Source organism: Pseudomonas sp. H3_A02, assembly GCF_054671965.1.
Genome location: NZ_CP162807.1, coordinates 1,822,547 through 1,838,870, shown reverse-complemented (window position 1 = coordinate 1,838,870; position 16,324 = coordinate 1,822,547). Strand labels below are relative to the sequence as shown.

Below are 16,324 nucleotides of genomic sequence, written 5' to 3'. Positions count from 1 at the left end.
TTGTGGGAGCGGGGTTGTGGGATCTCAGCCGCCATTGATGCTGGCTGACCGGACGCTATCGCGAGCAAGCTCGCTCCCACAGTAGTCCGAGTCGTACTGGCTACCTGATTCACAGCAAAACCCGTGTGGGAGCGAGCTTGCTCGCGATGAGGCCAACCCTGACGCCACAGAACCCACAGGCATTCCCTGGAGACCGAAATGACTGACACCCCCCTGTCCCCCGCCGAGTTCGAAGCGGCCCTGCGTGCCAAAGGCGCGTATTACCACATCCATCACCCCTACCACGTGGCGATGTATGAAGGCCGTGCCACTCGCGAGCAGATCCAGGGCTGGGTCGCGAATCGTTTCTACTATCAAGTGAACATCCCGCTCAAGGACGCCGCGATCCTGGCCAACTGCCCGGACCGGGAAATCCGTCGCGAGTGGATCCAGCGCCTGCTCGACCATGACGGCGCACCCGGCGAAGACGGTGGCATCGAAGCCTGGCTACGGCTGGGCCAAGCGGTGGGCCTGGACCCCGACCAACTGCGTTCCCAGAAGTTGGTGCTGCCGGGGGTTCGTTTTGCGGTGGATGCCTACGTCAACTTCGCCCGCCGGGCCTGCTGGCAGGAAGCCGCCAGCAGCTCGCTGACCGAACTGTTCGCCCCGCAAATCCACCAGTCGCGCCTGGATAGTTGGCCCCAGCATTACCCATGGATCGACCCGGCCGGCTATGAATACTTCCGCACCCGCCTGGGCCAGGCCCGGCGTGACGTGGAGCATGGCTTGGCGATCACCTTGCAGCACTACACCACCCGCGCAGGGCAGGAACGCATGTTGGAGATTCTTCAGTTCAAGCTGGACATCCTCTGGAGCATGCTCGACGCCATGACCATGGCCTACGAATTGAACCGCCCGCCCTATCACACCGTGACCGACCAACGGGTTTGGCACAAAGGAATTACCTTATGAGTTTCGACCGCAGCCAAACCCCGCGCTGGCGCCCCGGCTATCGCTTCCAGTACGAACCGGCCCAGAAAGGCCACGTGCTGCTCTATCCTGAAGGCATGATCAAGTTGAACGACAGCGCTGCACTGATCGGTGGCCTGATCGACGGTGAGCGGGATGTCGCGGCGATCATCGACGCGTTGGCCAAGCAGTTTCCCGACGTGCCTGAACTCGGTGATGACATCGAGCAATTCATGGAGGTCGCCCGTGCACAGCACTGGATCGAACTTGCCTGACACTACCGGCCTGCCGCCCAAGCCGGAAGTCGGCCTGCCGCTGTGGCTGCTGGCCGAACTGACCTATCGCTGCCCATTGCAATGCCCGTACTGCTCCAACCCGCTGGACTTCGCCGAGCAGGGCAAGGAGCTGAGCACCGAGCAGTGGTTCAAGGTGTTTCGCGAAGCCCGGGAGATGGGCGCCGCGCAGTTGGGTTTTTCCGGTGGCGAGCCGTTGGTGCGCCAGGACCTGGCCGAGTTGATCGCCGAGGCGCGCAGGCTGGGTTTCTATACCAACCTGATCACCTCCGGCATCGGCTTGAGCGAACAGAAAATCAGCGACTTCAAAAAGGCCGGCCTGGACCATATCCAGATCAGTTTCCAGGCCAGCGACGAGCAGGTGAACAACCTCTTGGCCGGCTCGAAGAAAGCCTTCGCGCAGAAACTGGAAATGGCCCGGGCGGTGAAGGCCCACGGCTATCCGATGGTGCTGAACTTCGTGACCCATCGGCACAACATCGACAAGATCGACCGCATCATCGAGTTGTGCATCGCCCTGGAAGCCGACTTCGTCGAACTCGCCACCTGCCAGTTCTACGGCTGGGCGCAGCTCAACCGTGTCGGCCTGCTGCCCACCCGGGAACAATTGGTGCGTGCCGAGCGCATCACCAATGAATACCGTGCCAAGCTGGAAGCTGAAGGTAATCCGTGCAAGTTGATCTTTGTCACGCCGGACTACTATGAAGAACGCCCCAAGGGCTGCATGAACGGCTGGGGCAGCATTTTCCTCACCGTCACACCGGACGGCACGGCATTGCCCTGTCACGGTGCCCGACAATTGCCGGTGCAGTTTCCCAATGTGCGCGACCACAGCATGCAGCATATCTGGTACGACTCGTTCGGCTTCAACCGCTTCCGCGGTTATGACTGGATGCCCGAACCGTGCCGCTCCTGCGATGAAAAGGAAAAGGACTTCGGCGGCTGTCGCTGCCAGGCGTTCATGCTCACCGGCGACGCCAGTAATGCCGACCCGGTGTGCAGCAAATCCGAGCACCACGGGGTGATTCTCAAGGCGCGTGAAGACGCCGAACATGCCACGCAAACCATTGAACAGTTGGCCTTTCGCAATGAACGAAACTCACGCCTCATCGCTAAAGGCTGAGCCTTTCAGCGCCGCCCAGGCGGTTGCCGCCGGCACCGACTTCGCCGAACTGCAGGTCGGGCCCCTGGGCTTGTTCTGGAATGAATACCGCCCCGCGGACGGTGCCTGTCGGCTCTGGCATTGGCAAGATGCCATGCCCCGCTGCCTGACGCCGGACGGGTTCAGCGCGCGCAGCCGGGTCTATGAATACGGCGGTGGATCATTCTGCCTGAGCCACGACGGTGTGCTGTTCGTCAATGAGGCCGACCAGCAGCTGTATCACCAATCCCTGAACGACGAACACCCCGTGGCGCTGACCTCCGGTGAGTGCCGCTACGGGGATCTTGGTTTCGCCGACGGCCAGGTACTGGCGGTGGAAGAACAAGCCAACCAGCATCGCCTGGTGTCGATCGGGTTGGCGGATCATCAACGACATCTGCTGGCCGAAGGCGCCGATTTCTACGCCTCGCCGACCCTGAGCCCGGACGGTCAGCGGCTCGCCTGGATTGAGTGGAGCCGCCCGCATCAACCCTGGACAGCAACGCGGTTGATGTTGGCCGAGCGCAATGCTTCGGGCTGGGGAGAGCCGCGCTGTGTCGCGGGCAACGGTGAAGAAGAGTCCATCCAGCAACCGCGCTTCGACACGGCCAGTCGCCTTTATTGCCTGACTGATCGCGGTGGTTATTGGCAGCCCTGGAGGGAGTCGGCTCAAGGCCTGGAACCACTGCCCGCCGCCGAAGCCGATCACGCCCCGGCGCCTTGGCAACTGGGGGGCTGTACCTGGCTGCCGCTGGATGAAGGCACCTACCTGGCGAGTTGGACCGAAGCGGGTTTCGGGCGTCTGGGCCTGTGTCGCGATGACCAGGCCAGTGAGGACTTTACCGGCACCTATAGCCGCTTTCGCAGTCTGGCGCTGGATGAGCGGTTCATCTACGCCATTGCCGCCTCGCCGACCCGCCCATCGGCAGTCATTGCCATCGAGCGGCAGAGTCATGAAGTGGCGGTGCTGGCCGGCGGCGTCGCGCCATTGCCCGACGAACAGATCAGCCGTCCTCGGACCCTGCGCTATCCCTCCGGGTCAGGTGAGGCCCACGGGTTCTTTTACCCGGCCATGAATGCACCCTCGAAACCGCCCTTGGTGGTGTTCATTCATGGCGGCCCCACCTCAGCCTGTTATCCCCTGTTCGATCCGCGTATCCAGTATTGGACCCAGCGCGGCTTTGCCGTTGCCGATCTCAATTACCGCGGCAGCAGCGGCTATGGTCGGGCCTATCGGCAGGCGTTGCATTTGAACTGGGGCGTGGTGGATGTCGAGGATGCCTGCGCGGTGGTCGCCTACCTGGATGAACAAGGCCTGATCGACGGCCGTCATGCGTTCATCCGCGGTGGCAGTGCCGGTGGCTACACGACCCTCTGCGCCTTGGCGTTCCATGAGGTATTCCGGGCCGGCGCCAGCCTCTATGGCGTGAGCGACCCCGTCGCCCTCGGCCGGGCCACGCACAAGTTCGAAGGTGATTATCTGGACTGGCTGATCGGCGACCCGCAGCAGGACGTTGAACGCTACCGCGCCCGTACTCCGCTGCTGCACGCCGGGAACATCCGCGTGCCGGTGATCTTTTTCCAGGGTGAGCTGGACGCCGTGGTGGTACCGCAGCAAACCCGCGACATGGTCAGTGCCTTACAGGCCAACGGCGTTGCGGTCGAGGCGCACTACTATCCGGATGAGCGCCACGGTTTTCGCAAGGCTGCGAACCAGGCGCATGCGCTGGAGCATGAGTGGTTGTTTTATCGCAAGGTGATGGACGGCGATCTATAGGAAGCCAAGCAAACTGTGGGAGTGAGCTTGCTCGCGATAGCGGTGTGTCAGTCTATGGACATGTTGACTGGACTATTGCTATCGCGAGCAAGCTCGCTCCCACAGGAGGATTTCATGACCGATGAATTCAGCGCTTGGCGATGATATACACCGCATGCACGATGCCCGGGATGTAACCCAACAGCGTCAGCAGGATATTCAGCCAGAACGCCCCGCCGAAACCGACTTGCAGGAATACCCCCAACGGCGGCAGCAGAATGGCGATGATGATTCGAATGATATCCATGGATGACTCCTGATTGGCGATGGCTACGTTGCCATATAGCTCATTGACCCACGACCGCTCGTCAGGGTTCAGTGAAAAACAATCAGGCTGGCGGCCGAACGGCCAAATCCACTCACGAAAAAAAACGCAGACAAAAGAAAACCCCGCCGAAGCGGGGCTTTGCAGACTGTTTCCCTGACATCCATTTCACTCCGCCGTCCTGGCAGAATCCTACGTGTCCGTGTTGTTGCCTTTGCGCGTCCTGCGCTACGTCCTTGGAAGCTAGATTAGCCCTGGATCCAATCTGCCGATAGAGGGAAAACGCCAGCACGATGTGTAAGCAAATGCTTACACATCGTCATCATTTCAGAACTGGCTGGCTTCCAGCAGGAACAGCGACTCGCTGCCCGCCTTGACCGATGCGCTCAAGGAATGAATACGCGGCAGCAGGCGGGCAAAATAGAACCGCGCCGTACCCAGTTTGCTTGCGTAGAAATCATCCTGGCTTTCCTTGCCCAAGGCCGCCCGGGCCATCAGCGCCCACATGTAGGCGTACGCGGTGTAGCCGAACGCCTGGAGGTACTCCACCGACGCCGCGCCGATTTCATTCGGGTTGTTCTTCGCCCGGTCCAGCAGCCAGTCGGTCAATTCGTCCAGCGTGTCGACCGCGCTGTTCAACGGCTTGACGAATTCCTCCAGGTCGCTGCTCGCGGTGGCAGTGAAATGGCGGATTTCATCGGCGAACAACCGGTAGAACGCGCCGCCGCTGCCGACGATCTTGCGCCCTACCAGGTCCAGCGCCTGGATACCGTTGGTGCCTTCGTAGATCTGGGTGATGCGCACGTCACGCACCAGTTGCTCCTGGCCCCATTCACGAATGTAACCATGGCCGCCGAACACCTGTTGGCCATGGACGGTGGTTTCCAGGCCCAGGTCGGTCAGAAAAGCCTTGGCCACTGGGGTCAGCAACGCCACCAAGTCTTCGGCGCGTTTGCGGGTGACCGGGTCTTCGCTGAACTTGGCGGTGTCCAGTTGCATCGCCACGTAGGTGGAAAAGGCCCGGCCACCCTCGTTCGAGGCCTTCATGGTCAGCAGCATCCGGCGCACGTCGGGGTGGACGATGATCGGGTCAGCGACCTTGTCCTTGTTCTGCGCACCAGTGGGCGAACGGCTTTGCAGGCGGTCACGGGCATATTCGACGGCGTTCTGGTAGGAACGCTCACCGGAGGCCAGGCCTTGGATACCAACCCCCAGACGCTCGTAGTTCATCATGGTGAACATCGCCGCCAGGCCTTTGTTCGGCTCGCCCACCAGGTAACCCACGGCTTCATCGAAGTTCATCACGCAGGTGGCGGACGCCTGGATGCCCATCTTGTGTTCGATCGACCCGCAGTTGGCCGCGTTACGCGCGCCCAGGCTGCCGTCGGCATTGACCATGAACTTGGGGACCAGGAACAGCGAGATCCCTTTGGGCCCTGCCGGCGCGTCTGGCAGCTTTGCCAGCACCAGGTGAATGATGTTCTCGGTGAGGTCGTGCTCGCCACCGGTGATGAAAATCTTCGTGCCACTGACCTTGTAGGAGCCGTCGGCCTGGGGTTCGGCCTTGGTGCGGATGATCCCCAGGTCCGTACCGGCGTGAGGCTCGGTCAGGCACATGGAACCGGCCCAGAGGCCGGCGTACATGTTCGGCAGGTACGCCGCCTTCAGTTCTTCACTGGCATGGGCGTTGATCGACAGGCAAGCGCCAGCGGTCAGCATCGGGTACAGACCGAAGGACAGGCTGGCGGAGTTGACCATCTCCTCGACCTGGGCCGAAACGGCCTTGGGCATGCCCATGCCGCCGTACACCGGATCACCGCCGACACCGACCCAACCACCTTCAGCGTAAGTCTTGTAGGCCTGTGGGAAACCTGCTGGCGTGGTGACGGCGCCGTCGGCCCAGTGGCAGCCTTCTTCATCAGCGGCGCGGCTGAGGGGGGCAATGCTTTTGCTGGTGACTTTGCCGGCTTCTTCGAGGATCGCTTCGACCGTTTCAGCGTCCACGGTGTCGGCCAGCGCCGGCAATTGGGCCCAGAGCTTCGCGACCTCGAACACTTCATTGAGGACGAAGCGCATATCGCGCAGGGGCGCTTTGTAGTCAGCCATGGCAAACCTCGCAGGATCTAAACAATTGGTTCGTAAAAGACGGTTTTCGCAATGACCTGAGTGTACCTCAACAACTTTTGCGACACATAGGGTCAACCCATGACTGTTTTGTTATTTTTAGTCATCACTAAAGATCGCAGGCTTCGCCAGCTCCTACATGGAAATGCGTATTCCCTGTAGGAGCTGGCGAAGCCTGCGATCTGTTGGCATTCCCTCTAAATCAAAGTGCAAACAACTCCGCCGGCAGCTTCATCAGACAATCGCTCCCCGCCTCGATGGCAGACCGATGGGCGGTCGTGCGCGGCAGCAGACGCTTGAAGTAAAACTCGCAGGTCGCCAATTTTGCCCGACAAAAATCGCCATCCCCCGTGCCACTGTCGAGCTGCGCCTGGGCCACCAAGGCCATGCGCAACCACAGGTAGGCCAGGATGATGTAGCCGCTGTACATCAGATAGTCCACCGAGGCGGCACCCACTTCATCCGGATTCTTCATGGCGGCCATGCCGACCCGGGTGGTCAGTTCGCCCCATTGCTGGTTGAGCCCGTCGAGTTGCTCGACGAAATCCTTGAGCTGCGGATGCCCAGCGTTGGCAGCGCAAAATTTATGGACGATTTTGGTGAAGCCACGCAACAACTTGCCCTGACTACCCAGCACCTTGCGCCCCAAAAGATCCAAGGCCTGAATGCCGTTGGTCCCTTCATAGATCGGCGCGATGCGGCAGTCGCGCACCAACTGCTCCATGCCCCACTCGCGAATGAAGCCATGGCCGCCGAACACTTGCATGCCGTGGTTGGTCACCTCCAGCCCGGTGTCGGTCATGAAGGCCTTGCAGATCGGGGTGAGAAACGCCAGCAGGTCCTCTGCCTCCTGGCGCGCGGTTGCGTCCGGGCTCAGGTGCGCGGTATCGAGCAGCTGCGCGGTGAAATACGTCAGCGCCCGGTTGCCTTCGTTGAAGGCCTTCATGGTCAGCAACATCCTGCGCACATCGGGATGAACGATGATCGGGTCGGCGGCTTTTTCCGGTGCCTTGGGGCCGGTCAGCGCGCGCATCTGCAAACGGTCGTTGGCGTATTTGATCGCGCCCTGGAAGCTCGCCTCCCCCAGACACAGGCCCTGCATGCCAGTACCGAGCCGGGCATGATTCATCATGGTGAACATACAGTTGAGGCCTTTGTTTGGCTCGCCGATCAGGAACCCCTTGGCCCCATCGAAATTCAGCACGCAGGTGGCCGAGGCCTTGATGCCCATCTTGTGTTCGATCGAGCCGCAGGAAACGCCATTGCGTGGCCCGGCCTCACCCGTGGCGTCGGGCAGGAACTTGGGCACAATGAACAACGAGATGCCTTTGGTCCCGGCGGGGGCGTCCGGCAGCTTGGCCAGCACCAAGTGGATGATGTTATCGCTCATGTCGTGTTCGCCGGCGGAAATGAAAATCTTGCTGCCGGAAATCGCGTAGCTGCCGTCGGCCTGGGGCACGGCGCGGGTCTTGATGATGCCCAGATCGGTGCCGCAATGGGCTTCGGTCAGGCACATGGTGCCGGTCCACTGGCCGGCGGTGAGTTTGCTCAGGTAGGTCTGTTTCTGTTCCGCCGTGCCGTGGGCGTGAATCGCCGACATGGCGCCGTGAGTCAGGCCCGGGTACATGCCCCAGGACGTGTTGCTGGAACCGATCATCTCGCTGATGACCAGGCCCAGGGAGCTGGGCAAGCCTTGGCCACCATACGCCGGGTCCGCCGCCAAGCCATGCCAGCCGCCTTCCACGTACTGTGCGAAAGCCTGCTTGAAGCCTGTAGGCGTAGTGACTATGCCGTTGTCGAAATGGCAGCCCTCTTCGTCACCGGAACGATTGAGCGGCGCCAGCACGTTCTCACAGAACCTGGCGCCTTCCTCGAGGATCGCGCTGACCATGTCCGGGCTGGCATCGCTGGCGCCCAGTTCGGCATAACGGCCATGGAAATCGAAGACGTGATCAATCAGAAAGCGCATGTCGCGCAGGGGGGCTTTGTACTCGGGCATGGTGGTTTTCTCCGGTAGCAGATCGTTTCAACCTACTGCCGGCCACCCTGGCCCACAATCACAGTCCAGACGCTGAATGCGCCGTCATCACTCAACCCGCGGCGGCTTCCATGCGCACCGCGCCGCGGCGGTTCTGGCCGAAGGCAACCACACAGTTACGCCCCGCGCCCTTGGCGTTGTACAGCGCCTGATCGGCGGATTTGAGCACTTCTTCGGGAGTGCGCTGCTCAAGGCGTTCCGCGACGCCGATGCTGACCGTCACCGATACGCTGGAAGCACCCGCGCCGGAGCGACGCTGGCGGCCTTGCTGATCGTCCTGGGGACGGCTGTCGGGATTGCGCAGCTGGATGGCGTACGTCTCGATGGACTGGCGGATGACTTCCAGATGGGGCATGCACTCGTCGATGGTCTTGCCGGCGAACACCAGGGCAAATTCCTCACCGCCGTAGCGATATGCCCTACCGCCACCGCCGATCTTCGACAATTTGCTGGCGACCAGGCGCAATACCTGATCACCCACGTCATGACCATGGGTGTCGTTGAATTTCTTGAAATGGTCCACATCGCTCATCGCCAACACATAGTTGCGCCCCAGGCGCTGCATGCGTTCGTTCAGTGCCCGACGGCCCGGCAGACCGGTGAGTTCGTCACGGAAGGCCATTTGATAGGCTTCGTGGGCGACCGCCGCAGCGATCATCAGCATCACCTGGCTGCACATGATGTTCAGGGTGAACGGCAGGATGAAGGTCTTCGGCAGCATCCAGAACAAACCGAGCAAACCCACCAGTTGCGCCGCGTGCAGTGGCCGGGGATTGCGCCAATATTGCCAGGCCAGCAGCAGGAATGCGGCGGCGAACATCGGGTAGGACAATTGGATCAGGCTCATCCAGGCACCGTGCAACGCCGGCCAGCGGATCTCCGAGAGCCACAACAGCAAGGCCTGGGGGAAACTCTGCTCCAGGGCCAGCGCCACACTGCCAAAGACCAGCAACACCGCGAACCGCGCCACCATGTCCTGGAACAGGTGGGTGCGCTCCTGCCACGCCGCGAACAGCCCGAACAACAGCGGCAGCAACAGGCAGACGAGATGGAATACCACCGCTGCGTCTTCGCGCACCTTGCCGTTATCGCGATAGAAGTCGGTCTGGGTGTCCAGGAGGAAGTAGGCGATGTACACCGTGACCATCAGAAACAGTTCACGTTGACGTCGGTAGACCGCGCAATACGCTCCGCCCAGTAACAACACCAGCGTGGGGAGAACGTTGAACAGCGAGGTGAAGAAAACGTTGAGGTCCTTGACGTAGGCAGCCGCAAGCCCCGCCACCAACAGCAGCAATGACGGTAGGAAATGGCTCAGACGTACAGCGGAAGAACGCGGCAAAGGGTAAAGCTCCGACCCGGCTGATCAAAGATGGCATTGTGCCTGTAACTGGAGCAGTAAGGCACGCGAGATGTGACAGATGTCACACTGCCATCGCTGTAACGGCAGAGGGGACGGTTTTCTTAGGGTCGGGTTGGATGAATATTGTTTCAGGATCACAGTTGGTCAACGTGGGAGCGAGCTTGCTCGCGATAGCGTTTGTTCAGTCACCACATCCATGGGCTGACACACCGCTATCGCGAGCAAGCTCGCTCCCACAAGGAACTGCGGCGGATACAGATTTAGTGGCTATGAACATTCCAATGTGGGATTTACGGCAGACATGAAAAAGCCGCTGCTCCCGAAGAAGCAGCGGCTTGTGAAGAACCGCGTAAGGCTTAGTAGCCCAGCGCGAAATCTTCCTCTTTCATGTCCATCAGGTTGTTGGCGCCCGACAGCATGGTTGCTACGTGGGTACGGGTCCGCGGCAGGATGCGCTGGAAGTAGAAGCGCGCGGTCTGCAGCTTGGCGGTGTAGAAGGCTTCTTCGGTGGTGCCGGCGGCGAGTTTTTCGGCCGCCAGGCGCGCCATGTCGGCCCAGAAATAGGCCAGGCAGGCATAACCGGAGTACATCAGGTAGTCCACCGATGCCGCGCCGACTTCTTCGCGATCTTTCATGGCCGCCATGCCGACCTTCATGGTCAGCTCACCCCATTCCTTGTTCAGCGCAGCCAGGGGTTCAACGAACTCCTTGACCGCTTCGTTGCCTTCGTTGCCCTGGCAGAACTTGTGGACGATCTTGGTGAAGCCCTTGAGCGCCTCGCCCTGGGTCATCAGCACTTTACGGCCCAGCAGGTCGAGGGCCTGAATGCCAGTGGTGCCTTCGTACAGCATCGAGATGCGGCTGTCGCGAACGTTCTGCTCCATGCCCCACTCGGCGATGAAGCCGTGGCCGCCGTAGATCTGTACGCCGTGGTTGGCCGATTCGAAACCGACTTCGGTCATGAAGGCCTTGGCGATCGGCGTCATGAACGCCAGCAGCGCATCGGCTTTTTTCTTCTCTTCTTCGTCCACGCCGTACTTGACGATGTCGACCTGCTTGGCGGTGAAGTACACCATCGCCCGGTTACCTTCGGCGAAGGCCTTCATGGTCAGCAGCATGCGACGCACGTCAGGGTGCACGATGATCGGGTCGGCGGCCTTGTCTGGCGCCTTCGGGCCAGTCAGGGAACGCATTTGCAGGCGATCACGGGCATATTTCAGGCCGCCCTGGAAGCCGATCTCGGCGTGGGCCAGGCCTTGCAGCGCAGTGCCCAGGCGCGCGGTGTTCATGAAGGTGAACATGCAGTTCAGGCCTTTGTTCGCCGGGCCGATCAGGTAACCGGTGGCCGCGTCGAAATTCATCACGCAAGTGGCGTTGCCGTGGATGCCCATCTTATGTTCCAGGGAACCACAGCTCACCGCGTTGCGCTGGCCGATGGAGCCGTCGGCGTTAGGCAGGAATTTTGGAACGATGAACAGCGAAATGCCCTTGGTGCCAGCCGGTGCGTCCGGCAGGCGTGCCAGCACGATGTGGACGATGTTGTCGGCCATGTCGTGTTCGCCGGCCGAAATGAAGATCTTCGTACCGGACACCTTGTAGGAACCGTCGGCCTGAGGCTCGGCCTTGGTGCGCAGCATGCCCAGGTCGGTGCCACAGTGCGGTTCGGTCAGGCACATGGTGCCGGTCCATTCGCCGGAAACCAGCTTGGTCAGGTAGGCCTCTTGCTGCTCAGGCGTGCCGTGCTCGGAAATCGTGTTCATGGCGCCATGGGACAGGCCCGGGTACATGCCCCACGACCAGTTGGCTTCACCGACCATCTCGCTGACCGCCAGGCCCAGGGACTCCGGCAAGCCTTGACCGCCATGCTCGACGTCGTGGGCCAGGCTTGGCCAGCCGCCTTCGACGAATTGCTTGTAGGCTTCCTTGAAACCGGTCGGGGTTTTCACGCCGGACTCGCTCCAGGTGCAACCTTCGATGTCGCCCACACGGTTCAGCGGAGCCAGCACCTGCTCACAAAACTTGGCGCCTTCTTCGAGAATGGCGTCAACCATGTCCGGAGTTGCGTCCTGGCAAGCCGGAAGGCTCTGATAATGCGCTTCGTAGCCAAGCAGTTCGTCACGAACGAAGCGAATATCACGCAAGGGGGCCTTGTAGTCAGGCATAGCGATAAACCTCTGCTGATGTAACCGGGAATGAACGACCGCGTGGATTTGTTGTAGCGGTCAAACAGTTGTTTGAAACATACGTTTACGCCCAAATCTTGTCAAGCGCCGATCTTTTGCCGTTCGTCATCAGCCGGAGAAAAATGTCGGACACAGGAAATCTATCGCGCTGAAGAATCCGCGGTGTGCGTAGGAAAAGATTAGTTGAGCAATAAGACGTTAGAGACAAGAACGCCGCGAATAATCGCGGCGTTTTGGTCAATCTGAAAAAACAGGATCAGGCAAAGGTATCGATCAACGTACCGAGCATTTCGTCGGATGCCTTGGCGACGCTCACACCCAACTGCACCTGAAACTTGCCTTGGGCCATTTCGACCATGTTGCTGGCCAGATCCGACTGCTGGCTACGATCCACCGAACGCAGGCGATCAACCTGGACTTCGGACGACTGGCTGGTGACCGAACGCTCGATTGTGTTGTTGGCGATCTGGCTGGAGGCCTGATCGACGCGGTTCTGCCCTGTCTGAATCGTGCTCAGACCGGCATAGAACGCGGTGTTTCCTGAGATTTCCATGGCAGAGCTCGTCTTCTTGAAGGGTCGACAGGGGCCATTGAATCAGAAGCCCCGGGAAAAGGCCCGACAAAAACACTAATGGCACAGTGCCGCGTCATAGGCAAAACCTTGGCGGGGTCTCAGTCCAGCAGATCCAGTTGCAGGTGTTCGGCCACGGCTTCGGCCGTCACGCTCTGGATCCGCGCCACCCGGCCCAGGCAGGGCGCCGGAAGTCGCTCGGCCAAAGTCGCGAGGTTTTCTTCCAGGCGCGAGGTGGCCGGGTCGATGATGTTCGCGACCCAACCGGCAAGCTGCAAGCCATCACGGGCGATCGCCTCGGCGGTCAACAACGCGTGGCTGATGCAGCCCAGGCGCACGCCCACCACCAGGATCACCGGCAAGCCCAGCGCGATCGCCAGGTCGGAAAGATTGTCCTGGCCGGACAGCGGCACGCGCCAACCGCCCGCGCCTTCGATCAAGCTGAAATCGGCGCCCAGCGCCAGCACTTCACGCATCGGGCCCAGCAGCGACTGCACCGTCAAGGCAACGCCGGCCTCCCGGGCGGCCAAGTGCGGCGCGATTGCCGGTTCGAACGCCACTGGATTGACCTGTGCATAAGTCAACGGCACAGAGCATTCGGCCAGCAGTGCCAAGGCATCGGCGTTGCGCAGGCCCTTGGGCGTCACGTCGCAGCCAGAGGCCACGGGTTTTCCGGCAGCCGTGCTCATGCCAGCTTGTCGCGCCGCGTGCAGCAGGCCTGCCGCGACGGTGGTCTTGCCTACATCAGTGTCAGTGCCGGTAATAAAATAGGCCTGGCTCATAGCGGTTTCTCCAAAACGGCGTAGACCACTTGGTAAGTCGCCGGCAGCCCCTGGGCCTGACGAAACTGCTCATAGGCTTCAACCAGCGCGAGGATCCGTGCCCTGCCCGTCAAGCCGCCAGGGCGACCAGGGTTCAGATTATGGGCACCCAAAGCTTTCAATTCATGGGTCAGGCTACGCACGTCGGGGTAATGCAACACATGGCGACAATTTTCAAGACTGATGACATTCAGCCCGCTGGCCGCGCAAAGATGCTGATACGTTTCGAACCCCCGAAAACGGTTGACGTGCACCAAGCCATCCACCTGACGCCAACTGTCGCGTAATTCGTACAAAGTGCCCACGCATAGACTGGTAAAGGCCAACACCCCACCCGGTTTCAACACGCGATGGGCCTCGCTCAGCACCGCGGCAAAATCCGCACACCATTGCACCGCCAGGCTAGAGAACACCAGGTCGCAGCTCGCCGCCTGCAAAGGCAGCCGCTCAGCATCACCGGCGACAAAATACGCGGCGCCACCCTGGGGACGCGCATGGTTGAGCATGCCTTCGGCGATATCCAACGCCAATCCGTTTGTCTCACCGAAACGCGCGCCCAGCGCCCGAGTGAAATAACCGGTGCCGCAGCCCAGGTCCAACCAACGTTGCGGCATGAATGAGGACGGCAAGCGGCCTAGCAATTGCTGGCCGACGTCGCGTTGCAGTTCGGCCACGCTGTCGTAACTGGTCGCTGCACGGGAAAACGAAGCCGCGACCTGGCGCTTGTCAGGCAAGGCGCCGGGCAATTTGGGAAGAGACAAATCAGTCATCACCGGACTCATGCAAAAAGGCCTGGATCGCGCCCGCGACACCGTGGGGGTCCTCCAGAAGAAATCCGTGGCCGGCCTGTTCGATCAGACCGATTTCGACATCCGGCAGCAAGACCAGCAAATCACCCGCGGCCTCGGCCGGCACCAGGGCGTCGAGCCCGGCAAACAGATGCAGTTGCGGGCCACGGAAGCGCTGCAATGCGGCGCGGGTGTCCAATTGCGCCAGCAGTTCGAGCCCGGCCATCAATATTTCGGGCGGAGTGCTCGGAGCCCCGGCCAACAACAACCGCGACAACCCGCGCGGATCATTACAGCCTTGGGCACACAGCAAACTGAAACGCTTGAGGGTCTGGCGTGGGTCGGCAGCGCACCCGGCAAGAAAGCCATCGAAGGTTTCACCGACCATCGCGCTCGGCCATTGCTCGTGGGCGACAAAGGACGGATTGCTCGCCAAGGTCAGCAGGCCGCAGCAGCGCTCACCCCGACGCGCCGCCAGCGCCGAGGCCAGCATGCCACCCAGGGACCAACCGCCCAGCCAGGCATCCTGGGGCACGGTAGCGTCCAATTCTTCGAGCCATTCATCGGGATCGCTCGATAGCAATGCCGGCAACGGTTCGATTTCCACGCGCAGGTGCTCGTCGAGCCCTTGCAAGGCCGCCGCCAGCGGTTCCAGCGGTGAAACGCCCAAGCCCCAGCCGGGCAGCAAAATCAATCGATCACGCATGGCTTGGCTCCGGTCCCAACAGGGCAAAACACTCAGCCAGTGCGTTCAACAATAGCTGCACCTGGGCCTCGCTGTGGGCGGCGGTCAGGGTCACGCGCAAACGAGCGCTGCCAGCCGGTACGGTGGGAGGGCGGATCGCCGTGACCATCAGCCCGCGCTCGCGCAGCATCTGCGACAAGCGCATGGCCCGCCCCGCATCGCCAATCAGGATCGGCTGGATCGGCGTGAAGCTGTCCATCAATTGCAGACCGATCTGCTCGGCGCCCTGGCGGAACTGGCGGATCAGCACCTGCAAGTGCTCGCGCCGCCAATGCTCGCTGCGCAGCAGTTCAAGGCTCTTGAGCGTCGCGCAGGCCAGGGCCGGCGGTTGGCTGGTGGTGTAGATGTAGGGGCGAGCGAACTGGATCAGGCTTTCGATCAGTTCCTCGCTACCCGCGACAAAGGCCCCGGCAGTGCCGAAGGCTTTGCCCAAGGTGCCCACCAATACCGGCACGTCCTCCTGGCTCAAGCCGAAATGCTCGACGATACCGCCGCCGTTGGCCCCTAGCGGGCCGAAACCGTGGGCATCGTCGACCATCAGCCAGGCGCCCTTGGCCTTGGCTTCGCGGGCCAGGGCCGGCAGGTCGGCAATGTCGCCGTCCATGCTGAACACGCCGTCGGTGACCACCAGGGTATTACCAGTGGCTTTCTCCAGGCGGCTGGCCAGGCTCTGGGCATCGTTGTGCAGGTATCGGTTGAAACGCGCGCCGGACAACAGCCCGGCGTCGAGCAGCGAAGCATGATTGAGGCGGTCCTCCAGCACCGTGTCGCCCTGCCCCACCAGCGCGGTGACCGCGCCGAGGTTGGCCATGTAGCCGGTGGTGAACAGCAACGCCCGCGCACGCCCCGTCAAGTCGGCCAAGGCCTCTTCCAGCGCGTGATGCGGACCGCTGTGGCCGATCACCAAATGGGAAGCGCCACCCCCGACACCCCAACGCGCCGCGCCGGCGCGCCAGGCCTCGATCACTTGCGGGTGATTGGCCAGGCCCAGGTAATCGTTGTTGCAGAACGCCAGCAGCGGCTGGCCGTCCACCACCACTTCCGGGCCCTGGGGGCTTTCGAGCAGCGGGCGCTGGCGGTAGAGGTTGTCGGCACGACGGGCAGCCAGGCGTGCGGCGAGATCGAAGGGCATGCAGGCCTCGGGGCGAACCACTTATTTAAGACGGGTGAGATCCCCTGTGGGAGGGCTTTTGTGGGAGCCGAGCTTGCTCGCGATGAGGGCTCCACG

General features: G+C 61.5%; 14 protein-coding genes. 4 read left to right on the top strand and 10 right to left on the bottom strand.

The genetic code is table 11. The annotated features are described in order from the left end of the window. The first annotated feature begins 198 nt into the window (after nucleotides 1-198). From pqqC to AB4N80_RS07915, 4 genes are read left to right on the top strand one after another with little or no spacing between them, the layout of a single operon-like run. Nucleotides 199-951: a pyrroloquinoline-quinone synthase PqqC gene (pqqC, locus tag AB4N80_RS07930; RefSeq protein WP_460081419.1), complete on the top strand. Its 753-nt coding sequence runs from the start codon at nucleotides 199-201 to the stop codon at nucleotides 949-951. Then, nucleotides 948-1,223: a pyrroloquinoline quinone biosynthesis peptide chaperone PqqD gene (gene pqqD / locus AB4N80_RS07925; protein WP_122566667.1), complete on the top strand. Its 276-nt coding sequence runs from the start codon at nucleotides 948-950 to the stop codon at nucleotides 1,221-1,223. Before pqqC ends, pqqD begins: the two co-directional genes overlap by 4 nt. Beyond that, nucleotides 1,195-2,364: a pyrroloquinoline quinone biosynthesis protein PqqE gene (gene pqqE, locus AB4N80_RS07920; RefSeq protein ID WP_122566666.1), complete on the top strand. Its 1,170-nt coding sequence runs from the start codon at nucleotides 1,195-1,197 to the stop codon at nucleotides 2,362-2,364. The genes pqqD and pqqE overlap by 29 nt, the downstream gene beginning before the upstream one ends. Continuing rightward, complete coding sequence (locus AB4N80_RS07915; protein WP_460081415.1) at nucleotides 2,330-4,159, top strand: S9 family peptidase; 1,830 nt, start codon at nucleotides 2,330-2,332, stop codon at nucleotides 4,157-4,159. Before pqqE ends, AB4N80_RS07915 begins: the two co-directional genes overlap by 35 nt. A 127-nt stretch (nucleotides 4,160-4,286) precedes the next feature. Here AB4N80_RS07915 and AB4N80_RS07910 read toward each other — a convergent pair whose 3' ends face one another. From AB4N80_RS07910 to bioF, 10 genes are all read right to left on the bottom strand, one after another. Beyond that, on the bottom strand, nucleotides 4,287-4,445 hold the full coding sequence (locus AB4N80_RS07910; protein WP_038436734.1) for a YqaE/Pmp3 family membrane protein: 159 nt from the start codon (nucleotides 4,443-4,445) through the stop codon (nucleotides 4,287-4,289). Between the two features lie 345 nt (nucleotides 4,446-4,790). Then, nucleotides 4,791-6,569, bottom strand: coding sequence for an acyl-CoA dehydrogenase C-terminal domain-containing protein (locus tag AB4N80_RS07905; protein WP_122566664.1), 1,779 nt, complete (start codon nucleotides 6,567-6,569; stop codon nucleotides 4,791-4,793). Between the two features lie 220 nt (nucleotides 6,570-6,789). Beyond that, complete coding sequence (locus AB4N80_RS07900; RefSeq protein ID WP_460081411.1) at nucleotides 6,790-8,586, bottom strand: acyl-CoA dehydrogenase C-terminal domain-containing protein; 1,797 nt, start codon at nucleotides 8,584-8,586, stop codon at nucleotides 6,790-6,792. 91 nt (nucleotides 8,587-8,677) lie between these two features. After that, nucleotides 8,678-9,967 (bottom strand): GGDEF domain-containing protein, encoded by a 1,290-nt coding sequence (locus AB4N80_RS07895; protein ID WP_060740334.1) that lies wholly within the window; start codon nucleotides 9,965-9,967, stop codon nucleotides 8,678-8,680. Nucleotides 9,968-10,344: 377 nt separating this feature from the next. Beyond that, nucleotides 10,345-12,150, bottom strand: a complete 1,806-nt coding sequence (locus AB4N80_RS07890; RefSeq protein WP_003206230.1) for a phenylacyl-CoA dehydrogenase — start codon at nucleotides 12,148-12,150, stop codon at nucleotides 10,345-10,347. 277 nt (nucleotides 12,151-12,427) lie between these two features. Next, complete coding sequence (locus tag AB4N80_RS07885; RefSeq protein WP_122566662.1) at nucleotides 12,428-12,724, bottom strand: pyrroloquinoline quinone biosynthesis protein PqqE; 297 nt, start codon at nucleotides 12,722-12,724, stop codon at nucleotides 12,428-12,430. A 119-nt stretch (nucleotides 12,725-12,843) separates the two neighbouring features. Beyond that, a complete protein-coding gene (gene bioD / locus AB4N80_RS07880) occupies nucleotides 12,844-13,524 on the bottom strand; it encodes a dethiobiotin synthase (protein ID WP_122566661.1) in 681 nt (226 codons plus the stop codon). Then, complete coding sequence (gene bioC, locus AB4N80_RS07875; protein WP_122566660.1) at nucleotides 13,521-14,333, bottom strand: malonyl-ACP O-methyltransferase BioC; 813 nt, start codon at nucleotides 14,331-14,333, stop codon at nucleotides 13,521-13,523. The genes bioD and bioC overlap by 4 nt, the downstream gene beginning before the upstream one ends. Further along, the gene (locus tag AB4N80_RS07870; RefSeq protein WP_122566659.1) at nucleotides 14,326-15,057 is read right to left on the bottom strand and encodes an alpha/beta fold hydrolase; all 732 of its coding nucleotides are present in this window, start codon (nucleotides 15,055-15,057) and stop codon (nucleotides 14,326-14,328) included. Before AB4N80_RS07870 ends, bioC begins: the two co-directional genes overlap by 8 nt. Beyond that, nucleotides 15,050-16,228, bottom strand: a complete 1,179-nt coding sequence (gene bioF / locus AB4N80_RS07865) for an 8-amino-7-oxononanoate synthase (RefSeq protein WP_122566658.1) — start codon at nucleotides 16,226-16,228, stop codon at nucleotides 15,050-15,052. The genes AB4N80_RS07870 and bioF overlap by 8 nt, the downstream gene beginning before the upstream one ends. Nucleotides 16,229-16,324: the final 96 nt, after the last annotated feature.